Below are 17,537 nucleotides of genomic sequence, written 5' to 3' on the forward strand. Positions count from 1 at the left end.
CGCGCTCAAGCGACAGTGGTAGGCGAATGTTCGTCGGGTGTTGTGGGAGTGGCCGGCAGGTCTGCCGCCAGCGCGAATGATAGCGAGACTTGCGCGCCCACTACAGCCCCATCGACGATGCGGTTCGAAAGTTCGATGCGCGCCCCGTGCTCGTCGGCAATTTTCTTCACCACCGCAAGCCCCAGTCCGGTGCCCTTGGCCTTGGTGGTGACGTAGGGCTCGAAGGCGCGCTTGAGGATGTTTTCGGCAAAGCCGTGGCCGCTGTCCTGCAGGGTCAGGCGCACGCGCTTGCCCGAGTCGTCCACACGGGTGCGCACGATGACTTCGCCGCTGCCTGCCCCCTGGGCCGTCTCGGTGGCGTCCTGCGCGTTCTGCAGCAGGTTGTGGATGACCTGCCGCAACTGCTGCGAGTCGCCGCGGATCGGCGGGCAGCGCAGGTCGAGCTCGGTGTGAACAGGCACGGCGGCGGCTTCGGTCTCGTACAGGCTCAGCACGTCGACCACGATCGCGTTGAGGTCGACTGGCTTCAACTCCGCCGCCGGCAGGCGCGCATAGTCGCGGAACTCGTTGACCAGCCGCTTCATGGCATCGACCTGGTCGACGATGGTCTTGACCGACTTGTCGAGGATCGCGCGCTCCGGTGGCTCGACCTTCCCGGCCAGCTTCATCTGCAAACGCTCGGCGGAAAGCTGGATCGGGGTGAGCGGATTCTTGATCTCGTGCGCCAGCCGCCGCGCCACCTCGCCCCAGGCCTGGGCGCGTTGGGCCGAGACGATCTCGGAGATGTCGTCGAACACCAGGAGCCGCGCGCTGCCCGGGAGCTCGGCCCCGCGGGCGACAATGTTGATGGTGTCCTGCGCCATGCCGCCGCCGGGCGGATGCAGTTCGAACGCGTGCTGCCAGTGGTCGAGGCCGTGCTGAAGGTGTTCGACCTGGAAGTCGTCGAACTGCTGCTGCACGTCCCGCGCAAACTCCAGCAGGCCCGGCACCGCCGTCAGCCGCTGGCCCTCGAAGGCGGCCAGCGGCGCACGCAGCACGCGCGTGGCGCCGGGGTTGGTTTGCAGGACTGTGCCGACCGCATCCAGCACGATCACGCCGGACGTGAGGTTGTCGAGGATGGTCTGGAGGTTGCCGCGCGCGGCATCGAGTTCGCCCATGGTTTTTTCGACGGCGCCGCGCGCATCTGCCAACTGCTGGGTCATGACCGCGAACGAGCGCGTCAGCCCGCCGAGCTCGTCCCGGGTTTGCAGCACGGTGGTTGGCCGCAGGTCGCCACCGGCCACCTGCCGCACGCCGTCCGCCAGCACCAGCAACGGCCGCGCGAGCTGATTGCCGAACAAGACGGCCAGCAGCACCGCGCCGAACACGGCAAGGAAAAGGCACAGCGTGAGCGTGCCGATGTACATGCGCCGCAGCCCGCCACGCGCCAGCGCGCGCTCCTGGTATTCGCGGTTGGCCTCCTGCACGGCCAGCGCGTTGGCCACGAGTGCAGGCGGCAGCGGACGCGTCACCTGCAGGAAGCGCGGATCGGTGCTGAAGTCGAAGCCCGGTCGCTGCACGATGGTCAGCGCATGCACGGTCGCGAGCGGCGGCGACACGCCCGGCGGCGACACCTCGTCCAGGCCCTCGATGTGCGCCACTCCACGCTCGGTGCGGGCCTGGCGGAACTGCAGCGGCGTGGGGCGCTCCGGATTGAGCTGGAAGCGGGAGGTGCCGGCGCTGGCCACCACCTGGCCGCTGCCGGTCCAGATCACGGCGTCGCTCGCGCCGAGTTGGTCGCGGATGCGTTCGAGGACCAGGCCGGCGCTCGCATCGGGCACGTCGGCCAATTGCATGCTGGCCGCGCGCGCCTTGCTGGCAAGGTCATCGCCCAGCGAATCGAGCGTGGCCCGACCCAGGTTGAGGCCCGCATCGAGCGCGCCTTCGACCTTGACGTCGAACCAGCTCTCGATGGAACGCGACATGAAGTTGTACGACACCACGTAGATCAGTACGCCCGGCACCACGCCCACCAGCGCAAAGATGGCCGCCAGCTTGATCAGCAAGCGGCTGCCGAATTTACCCAGCCGCAAGCGCTGGATCAGCCGGAACGCGACCCAGACGAGCACCAGCATCAGGAAGATCGCGACCACGACGTTGATGCCGAACAGCAGCGCGTAGTTGCGTTCGTAGAGCGCCCGGTTGTTGGTGGCCTGCGCCAGCAGGAACATCATCACCAGGCCGATCGCCGTGATCGTCGCGGCGCCGACGCCCATCGCCCAGCGCACGGCTTTCGTGCGGCGTGTGTGGTGATTGCCGGCGGGCGTGTTGCGCCGGGAGTCGCGCGGCCCCTGGCCAGGACTGGGCGTCACGGCGACTTCCCCACCGGCAGCTTGGCTGTGCGTTCCGCCACGATGTTCCAGTCGGCCTGGCCGGCCATGCCGATCTGGAAGGGCCGTGGCAGTTGCGAGGTGTCGAGCCGGAATCGGAACTGCACAGGGTGGATGGCATCCTCGGAGATGTCGCTGAGGTCGCCCATTCGCAACCGTCCAACGCGCTTGACCGCCTCCAGCGCATCGGACAGCGTGTCGAAGTTCTGGTTCAGCGTCGCGCCGAAGCCGGCGTTGGTGATGGGCACCGGGGAAACGTTGAGGCGCCAGCGGCGCGTGAGCGGCTGGTAGGCCAGGCGCATGTGGCGTGCCACCTGGGCCACCCGGGCGTCAGTCCAGTACCAGCGCTCGCGGTACAGCTCCGCCTCCGCCACGAAATAAACGGCAATGCCCTTGTCGAGCACCTCTTCCACCAGCGTTGGCAATTCGAACTGCACGGCAGCCGTGAGATACACGCCGTCGCCGCTGCGTTCCAGCTTCATCTGCGTGACCTCCGCTGGCGACGACTGAGCAGCCGCCGGCGCGGGGAGCCAGCCTGCCAGAAGAGTCAGGGCGGTCATCAACACTGCCCCGATCCAGGTCGCGATCGACCAGCCGCCCCGCCTAGCGGGCTTGCTTTTCGAGCAGGGCGTAGAAGAAACCGTCGTGTTCACCCAACCCATTGTCCGGGACGCCACGGGCATTGCCCTCGCTTTGGGGCAGCAAATGGCCCGGCGAAGGCCGCAATCGGGCGTTGGTGTTGTGTGCAAGAAACGCCTCGATTTGGTGCGAGCCCTCCTGCATGAACACCGAACAGGTGCAATAAAGAAGGCGCCCGCCAGGTCGCACCAGCGGCCACAGCGCGGCCAGCAGCATGGCCTGCTGGACCGCCAACTGCTCTACGTCGCTCTCTCGCCGCAACCAGCGCACGTCGGGATGGCGCCGCACGATGCCCGATGCGGTACAGGGCGCGTCGAGCAGGATCGCGTCGAAAGTTCGGCCGTCCCACCACTGCTCGGGCCGGACGGCATCGGCCACCAGCACATCGGCGCGCAGGCCGAGGCGCGCGAGCGTCTCGTCGATGCGACGGCTGCGATTGGCATCGATTTCCAGCGCCGTGACTTCGATCGGCCTCTCACCGGCATATTCCAGCAAATGCGCCGTCTTGCCGCCGGGCGCGGCGCAGGCGTCGAGCACGCGCAGCGGGGCCGGGCCGGTGGAATCCAGGCCGTCGATCAGCAACGGCGCAGCCAGTTGCGCGGCGCTGTCCTGGACCGAGAATTCGCCTTCGGCAAAACCCGGCAACTGGTGCACAGGTCGCGCGCGCTGGAGTTGCACGCCGCTCGCCGCAACCGGGCTGGCCGCCATCCCTGACGCCGACAGCGCCTGCAGGTAGAGGTCCCTGGAAGTCTTTCGCGCATTGACGCGCAGCGTGAGCGGCGGTTGCTGGTTGTTGGCGGTCAGCACACGCTGCCAATCGCGCGGGTGATCGCGCCGGAGCCGCTCGATCCACCAGCGCGGGTGGTTCCACTGCGCCACGGGCTCGTGGTCGGTGGCCGCGACCAGGTCATCGCGCTCGCGCAGGAAGCGGCGCAGGCAGGCATTGATGAAACTGGCCTGCGCCCGCGTCGCCGGATCGCGCTTCGCCGCCTCCACCGCCTGGTCGACCAGCGTGAAAGGCTCGTACGGCGCATTGGCGGCGTCCCAGCCCAAGGCCAACGCGGTGCAGAGCAAGGCATCGGCGCCGGGTGGCGGCGTGCGCTTGGCAAGTTGCCGGCGCAGCGCCTCGGCGCGGCCCAGCCAGCGCAGTGCCTGGAAACCGAGCGCCTGCACACCCGGGCGCAGTGCAGGCTCGACCGCCTCGAACGCGGCACTGCCGGAAGTGCCGCCGCGAATCGCCGCGAGGGCCCGGGCGGTCAGCTGCAGCTGACGCCACAAAGGCGGCCCCAGTGGCGGCGCGGAAGAATCGGGAGGTGGGTTGGTGAGGTCTCGCAAGCGGTCGATGGTAACAAGCAGGGCTCGAGGCGACGGCTCACGAGTCCATGTTGCGTCGACCATCCCGCCCTTCGGCTGCTCTGCGGCGGCGTGATCTCAAACCAGCGGCTGCGCGCGCCGCAGTCCGAACATGAGCGCCATCAGCATCGCCGGGAACTGGGCGATGGCCGCGTTGTAGTTCAGCACAGCCTGATTGAACTGGCCGCGCGCCATCTCGGGCGCCGCCGATGGCTCCGGCCACGCAATGGGCACGGTGGCCGGCGCGGACGGCGTGTCGCCCGGCCCTCCCAATGGCGCTGGCCGCGAGAGCGTGCCGTCGGCCTCGAAGGCCATGCCGGAATCCGGATGCTGCCGCTGCCAAGCCGACAACATCACATGCAGGGCGGTTCCCAGCGCCGCCATCGCCTGCGGATCGAGCGGACGCTTGCGCGTGGCGGCGAGCATGTTGGTGAATTGCAGCGCCGCGGCCTGCAGCGATGCCGCTGTGGTCAGCTCGCCGTGGCTGAAAGCGCCAGGCTCCGGATGGACCACATGGTTCTGCACGAAATCAAGCTGGCGCAGCAAGGCGGCATCGAGCGTGCCGTAGGCCTGTAGCGCAGTCGAGCGCAGCCGCACCAGCCGGTTGTGCGCGCCGATGAACCAGAACAGCAGCACCGCGCCGACGATCCACCAGGGCCAGCCTTCAGGCAAGAGGTTCATGGGGCTTGTTCCACATGCATGAAAAACGCCCCCGATCCGCGCGAGCGAAAAGGGAGCGTCTGGTTCCGGTCATGGGGTCATGGCCGGCTGCGCAAGGCGATTACTCGCTGGCAGCAGCGGTTCCTTCGCCGGCATCGGCGGTCGCCGTCGCGGCTTCCTCGGTGCTGGAGGCTGCAGCGCTGTCGCCCGCCAGTTCCGCGGCTTCGGACTCGGCGATGGCGCGGCGCTCGGCCTCGTCCATCTGGTCCTTCACCTTGCGTGCCTGGTGGTACGCCATGCCGGTACCTGCGGGGATCAGGCGGCCGACGATGACGTTTTCCTTCAGGCCGCGCAGCTCGTCGCGCTTGCCCATGATCGCGGCCTCGGTCAGCACGCGCGTCGTTTCCTGGAACGAAGCAGCCGAGATGAACGAGTCGGTCGACAGCGATGCCTTCGTGATACCGAGCAGCAGGTTGGTGAACGTCGCGGGGATCTTGCCTTCGGCGCGCAGGGCGTCGTTGGTGTTGAGCATTTCGCTGCGTTCGACCTGTTCGCCCGAGATGTAGCTCGTGTCGCCGATGTTGTCGACCACGACGCGGCGCAGCATCTGGCGAACGATCACCTCGATGTGCTTGTCGTTGATCTTCACGCCCTGCAAGCGGTACACGTCCTGCACTTCGTCCACGATGTAGCGCGCCAGTTCTTCCGAACCCAGCAGGCGCAGGATGTCCTGCGGGTCCGCCGGGCCGTCGACGACGCTTTCGCCCTTGTTCACCACCTGGCCTTCGTGCACCAGGATGTTCTTTTCCTTCAGGACCAGTTCTTCGTGAACCGTGCCTTCCGGATCGGTGATCTGCAGGCGAACCTTGCCCTTCGTTTCCTTGCCGAACGACACGGTACCGGTCATCTCGGCCAGCGTGCCCTTGTCCTTCGGCGAACGGGCTTCGAACAGCTCGGCCACACGCGGCAGACCGCCGGTGATGTCGCGCGTCTTCTGGCCTTCGACCGGGATGCGGGCCAGCACTTCGCCGGGGCCCACGTCCTGGCCGTCGCGAATCTGCACGAGCGCACCGATCGGGAAGCCGATGGTCACCGAGTGGTCGGTGCCAGGGATCTTCACTTCGTTGCCCGAAGCGTCGATCAGCTTCACCTGCGGACGAACCACCTTGGCGGCGCCGCGGCGCTTGGGGTCGATCACGACCAGGGTCGACAGGCCCGTAACCTCGTCCACCTGCTTCGCCACCGTCAGGCCTTCCTCGACGTTCTCGAAGTGGGTCTTGCCGGCGAACTCGGTGATGATGGGTCGGGTCAGCGGGTCCCAGTTGGCGAGCACGTGGCCGGCCTTGATGGTCTGGTCGGCCTTCACCGTCAGCGTGGCGCCGTACGGCACCTTGTGGCGCTCGCGCTCGCGGCCATGCTCGTCGTGGATGATGATTTCGCCGGAACGCGAGATCACCACCAACTCTTGCTTGCTGTTGGTCACGTAGCGCATCGTGGCGTTGAAGCCGATCGAGCCGTTCGACTTGGCTTCCACGCTGGAGGCGATGGCGGCGCGCGAAGCGGCACCACCGATGTGGAAGGTCCGCATCGTCAGCTGCGTGCCGGGTTCGCCGATCGACTGCGCGGCGATCACACCGACGGCTTCGCCGATGTTGATCAGGCCGCCGCGGCCCAGGTCGCGGCCGTAGCAGGTGGCGCAGATGCCGAAGCGCGTGTCGCAGGTCAGCGCGGTGCGGACCTTGACCTCGTCGACGCCTTGCGCTTCGAGCTCTTCGATCGTGTCTTCGTCGAACATCTGGCCGGCGTTCAGCAGCACTGAGCGGTTTTCCGGATGCAGCACGTCTTCCGCCGCCGTACGGCCGAGGATTCGGTCGCGCAGCGACTCGATCACCTCGCCGCCCTCGACGATGGCGCGCATCAGGTAGCCGCCGTGCGTGCCGCAGTCCTGCTCGGTCACGACCAGGTCTTGCGTCACGTCGACCAGGCGACGGGTCAGGTAACCCGAGTTCGCGGTCTTCAGCGCCGTGTCGGCCAGACCCTTGCGGGCACCGTGGGTGGAGATGAAGTACTCCAGCACGTTCAGGCCTTCGCGGAAGTTCGCCGTGATGGGCGTCTCGATGATGGAGCCGTCGGGCTTGGCCATCAGGCCCCGCATGCCGGCCACCTGGCGGATCTGCGCGGCGGAACCGCGGGCACCCGAGTCGGCCATCATGTAGATGGAGTTGAACGACTCCTGCTCGACTTCCTTGCCGTGGCGGTCGACGACCTTCTGCTTCGACAGCTTGGCCATCATGACCTTCGACACTTCGTCGCCGGCCTTGCCCCAGATGTCCACCACCTTGTTGTAGCGTTCGCCGGAAGTCACGAGACCCGAGACGTACTGCTGCTCGATCTCCTTCACTTCCTTGGCCGAGCGCTCGATGATGCCGTGCTTCTCGGCCGGCACCAGCATGTCGTCGATGGCGATCGAGATACCGGCCTTGGTCGCCAGCCGGAAGCCGTTCTGCAGCAGCTTGTCGGCGAACACCACGGTGTCCTTCAGGCCGCACTTGCGGAACGAGACGTTGATGAGCTTGGAGATCTCCTTCTTCTTCAGCGCCTTGTTGATGTTCGAGAACGGCAGGCCCTTCGGCAGGATCTCGGACAGCAGCGCGCGGCCCACGGTCGTATCGACGAGCGAGGTCGACGGCGTGAATTCGCCGGTTTCCTTGTTCTTCGAATACTCGGTGATGCGCACGGCGATCTTGGCGGTGAGCTCGACCACGTTGGCGTCGAGCGCGCGCTGGACTTCGCCGATGTCGGAGAAGACCAGGCCTTCGCCCTTGGCGTTGATGCGGTCGCGGGTCGTGTAGTACAGGCCCAGCACCACGTCTTGCGACGGCACGATCGACGGTTCGCCCGAGGCCGGGAACAGCACATTGTTGGAGGCCAGCATCAGCGTGCGGGCTTCCATTTGCGCTTCCACCGACAGCGGCACGTGGACGGCCATCTGGTCACCGTCGAAGTCGGCGTTGAAGGCCGCGCAGACGAGCGGGTGCAGCTGGATGGCCTTGCCTTCGATCAGGATCGGCTCGAAGGCCTGGATGCCCAGACGGTGCAGCGTCGGAGCGCGGTTCAGCATGACCGGGTGCTCCTTGATGACTTCTTCGAGGATGTCCCAGACCACCGGCGTGCCCGATTCGACTTCCTTCTTGGCAGCCTTGATCGTCGTCGCGATGCCCATGGCTTCGAGGCGCGAGAAGATGAAGGGCTTGAACAGCTCGAGCGCCATCAGCTTCGGCAGGCCGCACTGGTGCAGCTTGAGCGTCGGGCCCACCACGATGACCGAACGGCCCGAGTAGTCGACGCGCTTGCCCAGCAGGTTCTGGCGGAAGCGGCCGCTCTTGCCCTTGATCATGTCGGCCAGCGACTTGAGCGCACGCTTGTTGGCGCCCGTCATTGCCTTGCCGCGGCGGCCGTTGTCGAGCAGCGAGTCGACGGCTTCCTGCAGCATCCGCTTTTCATTGCGCGCGATGATTTCCGGGGCCTTCAGCTCCAGCAGGCGGCGCAGGCGCGAGTTGCGGTTGATGACGCGGCGATACAGGTCGTTCAGGTCGGAGGTCGCGAAGCGGCCGCCGTCCAGCGGCACCAGCGGACGCAGGTCCGGCGGCAGCACGGGCAGCACTTCGAGCACCATCCAGTTGGGCTTGATGCCCGACTTGCGGAAGGCTTCCAGCACCTTCAGGCGCTTGGAGTTCTTCTTGACCTTGACTTCGGAGCCGGTCAGGTCGCCGCGCAGGCGCTCGATCTCGGCGTCGAGTTCGATGCCTTCGAGAAGGTCCTTGATGCCTTCGGCGCCCATCTTGGCAACGAATTCATCGCCGTATTCCTTGCGCTTCGCGTCGTAGTCGTCCTCGGACATGATGTCGCGCTTCTTCAGCGGCGTCATGCCGGGATCGGTGATCACGTAGGCTTCGAAATACAGCACGCGCTCGATGTCGCGCAGCGTCATGTCGAGCACCAGGCCCAGGCGCGACGGCAGCGACTTCAGGAACCAGATGTGCGCGCACGGTGCGGCCAGGTCGATGTGACCCATGCGCTCGCGGCGAACCTTGGTCTGCGTGACTTCGACGCCGCACTTCTCGCAGATGACGCCGCGGTGCTTGAGGCGCTTGTACTTGCCGCACAGGCATTCGTAGTCCTTGATGGGCCCGAAGATCTTGGCGCAGAACAGGCCGTCGCGTTCGGGCTTGAAGGTGCGGTAGTTGATCGTCTCGGGCTTCTTCACTTCGCCGAAAGACCACGAACGGATCTTCTCGGGCGAAGCCATGCCGATCTTGATGGCATCGAAATGCTCATCCGGCGTGAACTGCTTGAACAGGTCGAGTAATGACTTCATGTGACTCTTTCCTTGTCTGCTTATGAGCGTTCGAGTTCGATGTCCAGGCCCAGGGAACGGATTTCCTTGACCAGCACATTGAACGATTCCGGCATGCCGGCTTCGATGGAGTGTTCGCCCTTGACGATCGACTCGTAGACCTTGGTGCGGCCGACCACGTCGTCGGACTTCACCGTCAGCATTTCCTGCAGCACGTAGGCGGCGCCGTAGGCTTCGAGCGCCCACACTTCCATTTCACCGAAGCGCTGGCCACCGAACTGGGCCTTGCCGCCCAGCGGTTGCTGCGTGACCAGCGAGTACGGGCCGGTGGAACGGGCGTGCATCTTGTCGTCGACCAAATGGTGCAGCTTCAGGAAGTGCATGTAGCCGACCGTGACGGGACGCTCGAACTGGTCGCCGGTGCGGCCGTCGTACAGATACGCCTGCGTGCGCGTGTCGGTCAGGCCCTTGAGCTTGGCGATGTCGTCCGGGAAGGCGAGCTTCAACATGCCGCGGATTTCTTCTTCCGAAGCACCGTCGAACACCGGCGTCGCGAAGGTCACGCCGCTTTGCAGGTTGTGCGCCATTTCGAGCACGTCGCCGTCGCTGAGCTGGCTCAGGTCTTCCTTGCGGCCGGAGCCGTTGTAGAGCTGTTCCATGAACTTGCGCAACTCGGCCACCTTGGCCTCCTGCTGCAGCAGGTCGCCGATGCGCTGGCCGACGCCCTTGCCAGCCCAGCCCAGATGCACTTCGAGCACCTGGCCCACGTTCATCCGCGAAGGCACGCCCAGCGGGTTCAGGCAGATGTCGCACGGCGTGCCGTCGGCCATGTGGGGCATGTCCTCGACCGGAACGATCTTCGACACCACGCCCTTGTTGCCGTGGCGGCCGGCCATCTTGTCGCCGGGCTGCAGGCGGCGCTTGACGGCCAGGTAGACCTTGACCATCTTGAGCACGCCCGCGGGCAGCTCGTCGCCCTGCGTGAGCTTCTTGCGCTTCTCTTCGAACGCGAGGTCGAAGCTGTGGCGCGTCTGCTCCAGCGAGTTCTTGATCGATTCGAGCTGCGATGCCACATCGTCTTCCGCCGGGCGGATGTCGAACCAGTGGAATTTCTCGACGGAGTCTAGGTAGGCCTTGTCGATCTTGGTGCCCTTGGCCAGCTTGTTCGGGCCGCCATTGGCGGCACGGCCGGTCAGCAGCTTCGCGATACGGTCGAACGCGTCGGCTTCGACGATGCGAAGCTGGTCGTTCAGGTCGAGGCGGAAGCGCTTGAGTTCGTCGTCGATGATCTGCTGGGCGCGCTTGTCGCGCGTGATGCCTTCGCGGGTGAACACCTGCACGTCGATCACGGTGCCTTGCGAGCCCTGGTCCACGCGCAGCGAGGTGTCCTTCACGTCGGAAGCCTTCTCGCCGAAGATCGCGCGCAGCAGCTTTTCTTCGGGCGTCAGCGTGGTCTCGCCCTTCGGCGTGACCTTGCCCACCAGCGTGTCGCCGGGCTGCACTTCGGCGCCAACGTAGATGATGCCGGACTCGTCCAGGCGGTTGAGCTGCTGCTCGGCCAGGTTCGGGATGTCGCGCGTGATTTCCTCGGCACCCAGCTTGGTGTCGCGGGCCATCACCACCAGTTCCTCGATGTGGATCGAGGTGTAGCGGTCTTCGGCGACCACGCGTTCGGAGATCAGGATCGAGTCTTCGAAGTTGTAGCCGTTCCACGGCATGAAGCCGATGAGCATGTTCTGGCCCAGGGCGAGCTCGCCCAGGTCGGTCGATGCGCCGTCGGCCACCACGTCGCCCTTGGCGATCTTGTCGCCGCGCTTGACGATCGGACGCTGGTGGATGTTGGTGTTCTGGTTCGAACGCTGATACTTGATCAGGTTGTAGATGTCCACGCCCACTTCGCCGGCTTGCGCTTCGTCGTCGTTCACGCGCACCACGATGCGGGTCGCGTCGACATAGTCGACCACGCCGCCGCGGGTGGCGGTGACCACCGTGCCGGAGTCGACGGCCGAGACGCGCTCGATGCCGGTACCGACAAACGGCTTCTCGGGGCGCAGCACGGGCACGGCCTGGCGCTGCATGTTGGCGCCCATCAGCGCGCGGTTCGCGTCGTCGTGCTCCAGGAAGGGCACGAGCGAGGCTGCCACCGACACGATCTGCGCGGGCGACACGTCCATGTACTGGACGCGCTCGGCGCCCACCAGGATCGATTCGCCGGTTTCACGGGCCGAGACCAGGTCGCCGGTCAGCTTGCCGTCCTTGTCGAGGGCCGCGTTGGCCTGCGCAATGACGTACTTGCCTTCCTCGATGGCCGACAGGTAGTCGATGTCCATCGTGACCTTGCCGTCCACCACGCGACGGTACGGCGTCTCGATGAAGCCGTATTCGTTCAGGCGGGCGTACAGGGCCAGCGAATTGATCAGGCCGATGTTCGGGCCTTCCGGCGTTTCGATCGGGCACACGCGGCCGTAGTGGGTGACGTGCACGTCACGCACTTCGAAGCCGGCGCGTTCGCGGGTCAGACCGCCCGGGCCAAGGGCCGAGACACGACGCTTGTGCGTGATCTCGGACAGCGGGTTGGTCTGGTCCATGAACTGCGACAGCTGCGAGGCGCCGAAGAATTCCTTCAGCGCGGCCGAGATCGGCTTGCTGTTGATCAGGTCGTGCGGCATCAGCGGCTCTTGCTCGGCCTGGCCCAGACGCTCCTTCACGGCCTTCTCGATGCGGGCGAGGCCGGTGCGGTACTGGTTCTCGGCCAGTTCGCCGACGCAGCGCACGCGGCGGTTGCCGAGGTGGTCGATGTCGTCCACCTCGCCGTTGCCGTTGCGCAGGTCCACCAGGATCTTGACCACGGCGAGGATGTCCTCGTTGGTCAGGACCATCGGGCCGGTCGACTCTTCACGGCCGACCTTGGCGTTGAACTTCATCCGGCCGACGCGCGACAGGTCGTAGGTGTCCGGGTTGTAGAACAGGCGCTGGAACAGGGCCTGCACCGCGTCTTCCGTCGGCGGCTCGCCGGGACGCATCATGCGGTAGATGGCCACGCGGGCGGCGAACTCGTCGACGGTTTCGTCGATGCGCAGGGTCTGCGAGATGTACGCGCCCTGGTCGAGTTCGTTGGTGTAGATGACCTGGACGTCCTGCACGCCGGCGCCGCGCAGCTTCTTCAGCAGCGCTTCGGTCAGCTCGTCGTTGGCCTTGGCCAGGATCTCGCCCGAATCGGCGTCGACGATGTTGCGTGCGATGACGCGGCCGACCAGGAAGTCTTCCGGCACGCTGATGTGCGTGGTTTCGGACTGCTCGAGTTCACGCGTGTGGCGCGCGGTGACGCGCTTGTCCTTGGCGACCACGACCTTGCCCGACTTGTCGGTGATGTCGAAGCGCGCCACTTCGCCGCGCAGGCGTTCGGCGACGAACTCCATTTGCGCGCCGCTGTCCATCAGGCGGAAGTTGTCGTTCACGAAGAAGTTCGCGAGGATCGACTCCGGGTTCAGGCCGATGGCCTTCAGCAGGATCGTCACAGGCATCTTGCGGCGACGGTCGACGCGGAAGTACAGCATGTCCTTCGGGTCGAATTCGAAGTCGAGCCACGAGCCGCGGTAGGGAATCACGCGGGCCGAGAACAGCAGCTTGCCGCTCGAATGCGTCTTGCCCTTGTCGTGCTCGAAGAACACGCCCGGCGAACGGTGCAGCTGCGACACGATCACGCGCTCGGTGCCGTTGATGATGAAGGAACCCTTCTCGGTCATCAGGGGCACTTCGCCCATGTAGACCTCTTGCTCCTTCACTTCCTTCACGACCTTCGACTGCGAGGTCGACGATTCGCGGTCGTAGATGATGAGCTGGACCTTGGCGCGCACGGCCGACGCGAACGTGAGGCCGCGGGTCTGGCACTCGCGCACGTCGAAGGCCGGCTTCGCAAGGTTGTACTCGAGGAACTTCATCTCGACGAAACCGTTGTGCGAGACGATCGGGAAGGCCGCGTCGAATGCGGCCTGGAGGCCTTCGACGGTGCGTTTTTGCGGGGCGATGCCGGCTTGCAGGAACGCGGTGTACGCGTCCTTCTGCATCTGCAGCAGGTAGGGGATTTCAACGACGCTGTCGCGGTTGCCGAAACTTTTTCGGATGCGCTTGCGTTCTGTGTACGAATAGGCCATGAGAGCTCCGGAGCTTGAGATCTTCAGCGACTTGGTTCGGATGCAAAATGCACCACTCCTTGGCGGCTGGCCACTACCAGCCGTTGGCGGACGGTGATGCGTTGCACATCACCCGAACCAAGGGGTCTTCTGCAGTCGGGGTCAGAAGACACTCGAAATAGGCCGCAAATTCCGCCGATTTCGAGTGCGCTCTGAAAGCGCGAAAGGCTGGAGGGCCTTTTCAGGCGCCTCCAGCCCTTGAAGGGAGCGAATTACTTCAGTTCCACCTTGGCGCCGGCGTCTTCCAGCTTCTTCTTGGCGGCTTCGGCGTCAGCCTTCGACAGGCCTTCCTTGACGGCCTTCGGAGCGGCTTCCACCAGGTCCTTGGCTTCCTTGAGGCCCAGGCCGGTGATTTCGCGCACGGCCTTGATCGCCGACACCTTGTTCGCGCCAGCTTCCATCAGCATGACGTTGAACTCGGTCTTTTCTTCCACTGCAGCAGCAGCGGCACCGCCACCGCCAGCGGCCGGAGCCGACATTGCAGCGGCGCTCACGCCGAACTTCTCTTCGATGGCTTTCACCAGGTCGTTGAGTTCCAGGACCGTCATGCTGTCGAGCGCGGTCAGAAATGCGTCTTTATCGAATGCCATTTTTGTTTCCTAACAATTGGGTTGAATGTTTCAAACGCAAGCGCTTCAAGCGGCTTGCGCCTCGGCCGGGGCCGCTTCTGCAGGTGCTTCGCCACCACCACGCTTTTCCGCGAGTGCCGCGAGAACGCGGGCGGTGCGGGAAATGGGGGACTGCATCAAGCCCAGCAATTGCGCCAGCAACACTTCCTTCGAAGGGATGTTGGCCAGTTGCTTCACGCCTTCGACGTCCAGGGCCTTGCCACCGAAAGCACCGCCGCGAATCACCAACTTGGCGTTGGTCTTCGCGAAATCGGCCACCACTTTCGCGGCGGCCACAGCGTCTTCGGAGAAGCCGTAGATCAGCGGGCCGGTCATCTGGTCGCCGACGATCTCAAACGGGCTGCCAGCGACAGCACGGCGTGCCAGCGTGTTCTTCAACACGCTGAGGTTCACACCCTTGCTGCGCGCTTCGGAGCGCAGTTTGGTCATATCGGCCACCGTGATGCCACGGTATTCCGCCATCACGAGCGTTTGAGCTTTTGCGGCGAGGCTGGTCACATCACTGATGACCGCTTCTTTCTCACTGCGATTCAGACTCAAGGTCTACTCCTTTTAATGCGACCTTCGGCCGGGGGCCTCGGATCGCGCTACATGCAGCGACCAACTGTTTGGAAACGGATTCCTTGCAGCGGGATCGCCATCTGCGCTGATTGCCTCTCGCAAGGGAGCGGCGATTAAGAACAGGCTGCCCTGCTCACCAGCGGTCTTGGATGGCCCACAGCGACCGGAGTTGCTGCGACCCACCACATCGCCCCACCGTTTGACCGACGGGGCAAATACTTTTTTATGCTCAGCTAGCCGAAATGGTTTGCGTGTCCACGCGGACACCCACACCCATCGTCGACGACACCGCCACCTTGCGCAGGTAGACACCCTTGCTCGATGCCGGCTTGGCCTTGACCAGCGCTTCGATCAGCGCAGCCAGGTTGCCTTGCAGCTTGTCGGTGTCGAACGAGCGACGGCCGATCGTGCCGTGGATGATGCCGGCCTTGTCGACGCGGAACTGGACCTGGCCAGCCTTGGCGTTCTTGACAGCGGTGGCGACGTCCGGGGTCACGGTGCCGACCTTCGGGTTGGGCATCAAACCGCGCGGGCCGAGGATCTGGCCGAGCGTACCGACGACGCGCATGGCGTCCGGCGCGGCGATGACCACGTCGAAAGGCATGTCGCCAGCCTTGACCATGGCAGCCAGGTCGTCCATGCCGACGATGTCGGCGCCGGCGGCCTTGGCTTCTTCAGCCTTGGCGCCCTGGGCGAACACGGCCACGCGCTTGGTCTTGCCGGTGCCGTTGGGCATCACGACCGCGCCACGCACCACCTGGTCCGACTTCTTCGCGTCGATGCCGAGTTGCACAGCCACGTCGATCGATTCGTCGAACTTGGCGGTGGCGGCTTCCTTGACGATGCCGATGGCGTCAACCAGCGGATACAGCTTGGTGGTATCGACCTTGCCGACGAGCGTCTTTTGCTTCTTGGTGATCTTGGCCATTTACACGCCCTCCACATTCACGCCCATCGAGCGAGCCGTTCCAGCGATGGTGCGAACCGCTGCATCCATGTCGGCGGCAGTCAGGTCCTTCATCTTGGTCTTGGCGATTTCCTCGAGCTGCGCACGGGTGATCTTGCCGACCTTGTCGGTGTGCGGGCGGGCCGAGCCCTTGTCCAGCTTGATGGCCTTCTTGATCAGGACGCCTGCCGGCGGTGACTTGATGATGAAAGTGAAGCTCTTGTCGGCGAACGCGGTGATGACCACCGGAAGCGCCAGACCCGGCTCGTAGCTCTGCGTTTGCGCGTTGAACGCCTTGCAGAACTCCATGATGTTCAAACCGCGCTGGCCCAGTGCGGGACCGATCGGCGGTGACGGGTTGGCCTTACCAGCTGGCACTTGCAGCTTGATGAAGCCGACGATTTTTTTCGCCATGCTTTGCTCCTTGCGGGTGATGACGCTGCGCACCTGGCGGCAGCTCCCCGGGGTTAACGACTCTTCAACTCAGATCGCGCGCCGAGCCGGAAGTGCGCGCGATGCTCCAAAAAATTTTCGTCAGGTCTTTTCGACCTCGGCAAAGCCAAGCTCCACCGGGGTGGCGCGACCGAAAATCATCACGGACACGCGCACCTTGTTCTTTTCGTAGTTCACTTCTTCGACGGTGCCGTTGAAGTCGGTGAACGGGCCTTCCTTGACGCGCACGAATTCGCCCACGACGAACTCGACCTTGTGGCGCGGCTTCTCGGTGCCCTGCTGCATCTGGTTGACGATTTCCTCGACTTCCTTCTGCGAGATCGGCGCCGGACGATTCTTGGCGCCACCGACGAAGCCCGTCACCTTGTTGGTGTGCTTCACCAGGTGCCAGCTCTCGTCGTCCATGATCATTTCGACCAGGACGTAGCCCGGGAAGAAACGACGCTCGGTCGTCCGCTTCTGGCCGTTCTTGATCTCGACCACTTCTTCGGTCGGCACCAGGATTCGGCCGAACTTGCTTTGCATGCCTGCGCGGTTGATGCGCTCGGTGATGTTGCGCTCAACAGCCTTCTCCATGCCCGAATAGGCGTGGACGACATACCAGCGCAGATCAGGATTTGCCGACGGCGGCAGCGCCGACGTCACTTCCGACGAAACTTCAACTTCTTCGGTCATTACTTTCTCCAACCCAGAATGAGGTCAAAAAACACCCATTCGAGGGTCTTGTCGGTGAGCCAAAGGAAGATCGACATGATCACCACGAAGCCGAAAACGTAGGCCGTCATCTGGATGGCCTCCTTGCGGGTCGGCCAGACAACTTTCTTAACCTCGCGCCAGGAGTCGCGGCCAAACGCGATCAACTGCTTGCCGTTCTCGGAAGTCGCAAAAACGCCGACCGCCGCAGCCAGGCCCACCAGCAAGGCGATCCACTGCACCACGCCGCCTTGGCGCGAAAGCAGATAGAACGCCACGATCGCGCCCACCACCAGCACCACCGCCGCAGCCAACTTGGCTTTGTCGGCGCCGGTGCTCACGGTTTCAATTTGAGTAGTAGCCATCTTGGGCGGTGTTCCTGTGGCCTCTCGGCCTTCAATTCGATGCGGCATCTTTCAATGCCGAAGCCCGTCGTGTTTACCGACGGGCTTTTTGCCGGGTTACGGCGCCACTTTCAGGTGGCAGGGGCAGTAGGAATCGAACCTACAACCTTCGGTTTTGGAGACCGACGCTCTGCCAATTGAGCTATACCCCTCCGGTACTCTTTTCGCCGACTCAGACGTCCAGGATCTTTGCCACGACGCCCGAACCCACGGTACGGCCGCCTTCACGGATGGCGAAGCGCAGGCCTTCTTCCATCGCGATCGGGTTGATCAGCTTCAC

At 64.6% G+C, this 17,537-nt stretch carries 13 protein-coding genes and 1 tRNA gene; all 14 read right to left on the reverse strand.

Annotated elements, in window-relative coordinates:
- Nucleotides 1–5: 5 nt before the first annotated feature.
- Entirely contained in the window at nucleotides 6–2,255 is a 2,250-nt protein-coding gene (locus tag WKW80_RS33845) for a sensor histidine kinase (RefSeq protein ID WP_422823023.1), read from the reverse strand.
- A gap of 92 nt (nucleotides 2,256–2,347) precedes the next feature.
- Nucleotides 2,348–2,929 (reverse strand): DUF4390 domain-containing protein, encoded by a 582-nt coding sequence (locus tag WKW80_RS33850; protein ID WP_340367959.1) that lies wholly within the window; start codon nucleotides 2,927–2,929, stop codon nucleotides 2,348–2,350.
- Nucleotides 2,930–2,972: 43 nt separating this feature from the next.
- The gene (rsmB, locus tag WKW80_RS33855) at nucleotides 2,973–4,298 is read right to left on the reverse strand and encodes a 16S rRNA (cytosine(967)-C(5))-methyltransferase RsmB (protein ID WP_340367969.1); all 1,326 of its coding nucleotides are present in this window, start codon (nucleotides 4,296–4,298) and stop codon (nucleotides 2,973–2,975) included.
- A gap of 141 nt (nucleotides 4,299–4,439) precedes the next feature.
- The gene (locus tag WKW80_RS33860; protein WP_340367960.1) at nucleotides 4,440–5,042 is read right to left on the reverse strand and encodes a LemA family protein; all 603 of its coding nucleotides are present in this window, start codon (nucleotides 5,040–5,042) and stop codon (nucleotides 4,440–4,442) included.
- Between the two features lie 100 nt (nucleotides 5,043–5,142).
- On the reverse strand, nucleotides 5,143–9,399 hold the full coding sequence (rpoC, locus tag WKW80_RS33865; RefSeq protein ID WP_340367961.1) for a DNA-directed RNA polymerase subunit beta': 4,257 nt from the start codon (nucleotides 9,397–9,399) through the stop codon (nucleotides 5,143–5,145).
- A 20-nt stretch (nucleotides 9,400–9,419) separates the two neighbouring features.
- Nucleotides 9,420–13,532, reverse strand: coding sequence for a DNA-directed RNA polymerase subunit beta (rpoB, locus tag WKW80_RS33870; protein WP_340367962.1), 4,113 nt, complete (start codon nucleotides 13,530–13,532; stop codon nucleotides 9,420–9,422).
- A gap of 251 nt (nucleotides 13,533–13,783) precedes the next feature.
- Complete coding sequence (gene rplL / locus WKW80_RS33875) at nucleotides 13,784–14,161, reverse strand: 50S ribosomal protein L7/L12 (RefSeq protein WP_340367963.1); 378 nt, start codon at nucleotides 14,159–14,161, stop codon at nucleotides 13,784–13,786.
- Between the two features lie 45 nt (nucleotides 14,162–14,206).
- A complete protein-coding gene (gene rplJ / locus WKW80_RS33880; RefSeq protein WP_340367964.1) occupies nucleotides 14,207–14,740 on the reverse strand; it encodes a 50S ribosomal protein L10 in 534 nt (177 codons plus the stop codon).
- A 250-nt stretch (nucleotides 14,741–14,990) separates the two neighbouring features.
- Entirely contained in the window at nucleotides 14,991–15,689 is a 699-nt protein-coding gene (gene rplA / locus WKW80_RS33885; protein ID WP_340367965.1) for a 50S ribosomal protein L1, read from the reverse strand.
- On the reverse strand, nucleotides 15,690–16,121 hold the full coding sequence (gene rplK / locus WKW80_RS33890) for a 50S ribosomal protein L11 (RefSeq protein ID WP_019658337.1): 432 nt from the start codon (nucleotides 16,119–16,121) through the stop codon (nucleotides 15,690–15,692).
- A 120-nt stretch (nucleotides 16,122–16,241) separates the two neighbouring features.
- Nucleotides 16,242–16,835, reverse strand: a complete 594-nt coding sequence (nusG, locus tag WKW80_RS33895) for a transcription termination/antitermination protein NusG (RefSeq protein WP_340367966.1) — start codon at nucleotides 16,833–16,835, stop codon at nucleotides 16,242–16,244.
- On the reverse strand, nucleotides 16,835–17,218 hold the full coding sequence (secE, locus tag WKW80_RS33900) for a preprotein translocase subunit SecE (protein WP_340367970.1): 384 nt from the start codon (nucleotides 17,216–17,218) through the stop codon (nucleotides 16,835–16,837). The genes nusG and secE overlap by 1 nt, the downstream gene beginning before the upstream one ends.
- A 115-nt stretch (nucleotides 17,219–17,333) precedes the next feature.
- Nucleotides 17,334–17,409, reverse strand: a tRNA-Trp gene (locus WKW80_RS33905).
- A gap of 20 nt (nucleotides 17,410–17,429) precedes the next feature.
- Nucleotides 17,430–17,537 (reverse strand): EF-Tu C-terminal domain-related protein (locus WKW80_RS33910; RefSeq protein ID WP_479694161.1); only part of this gene is annotated, 108 nt, incomplete at its 5' end.

Source organism: Variovorax humicola, assembly GCF_037889915.1.
GTDB classification, from domain to species: domain Bacteria; phylum Pseudomonadota; class Gammaproteobacteria; order Burkholderiales; family Burkholderiaceae_C; genus Variovorax; species Variovorax humicola.

What these genes read in the sequence shown, in the direction of transcription:
- nusG (WP_340367966.1), bottom strand. Translation starts at nt 16,835, where the DNA reads ATGACCGAAGAAGTTGAAGTTTCGTCGGAAGTGACGTCGGCGCTGCCG.
- rplL (WP_340367963.1), bottom strand. Translation starts at nt 14,161, where the DNA reads ATGGCATTCGATAAAGACGCATTTCTGACCGCGCTCGACAGCATGACG.
- rpoB (WP_340367962.1), bottom strand. Translation starts at nt 13,532, where the DNA reads ATGGCCTATTCGTACACAGAACGCAAGCGCATCCGAAAAAGTTTCGGC.
- rplK (WP_019658337.1), bottom strand. Translation starts at nt 16,121, where the DNA reads ATGGCGAAAAAAATCGTCGGCTTCATCAAGCTGCAAGTGCCAGCTGGT.
- secE (WP_340367970.1), bottom strand. Translation starts at nt 17,218, where the DNA reads ATGGCTACTACTCAAATTGAAACCGTGAGCACCGGCGCCGACAAAGCC.
- WKW80_RS33845 (WP_422823023.1), bottom strand. Translation starts at nt 2,255, where the DNA reads ATGGGCGTCGGCGCCGCGACGATCACGGCGATCGGCCTGGTGATGATG.
- WKW80_RS33850 (WP_340367959.1), bottom strand. Translation starts at nt 2,929, where the DNA reads ATGACCGCCCTGACTCTTCTGGCAGGCTGGCTCCCCGCGCCGGCGGCT.
- WKW80_RS33860 (WP_340367960.1), bottom strand. Translation starts at nt 5,042, where the DNA reads ATGAACCTCTTGCCTGAAGGCTGGCCCTGGTGGATCGTCGGCGCGGTG.
- rpoC (WP_340367961.1), bottom strand. Translation starts at nt 9,399, where the DNA reads ATGAAGTCATTACTCGACCTGTTCAAGCAGTTCACGCCGGATGAGCAT.
- rplA (WP_340367965.1), bottom strand. Translation starts at nt 15,689, where the DNA reads ATGGCCAAGATCACCAAGAAGCAAAAGACGCTCGTCGGCAAGGTCGAT.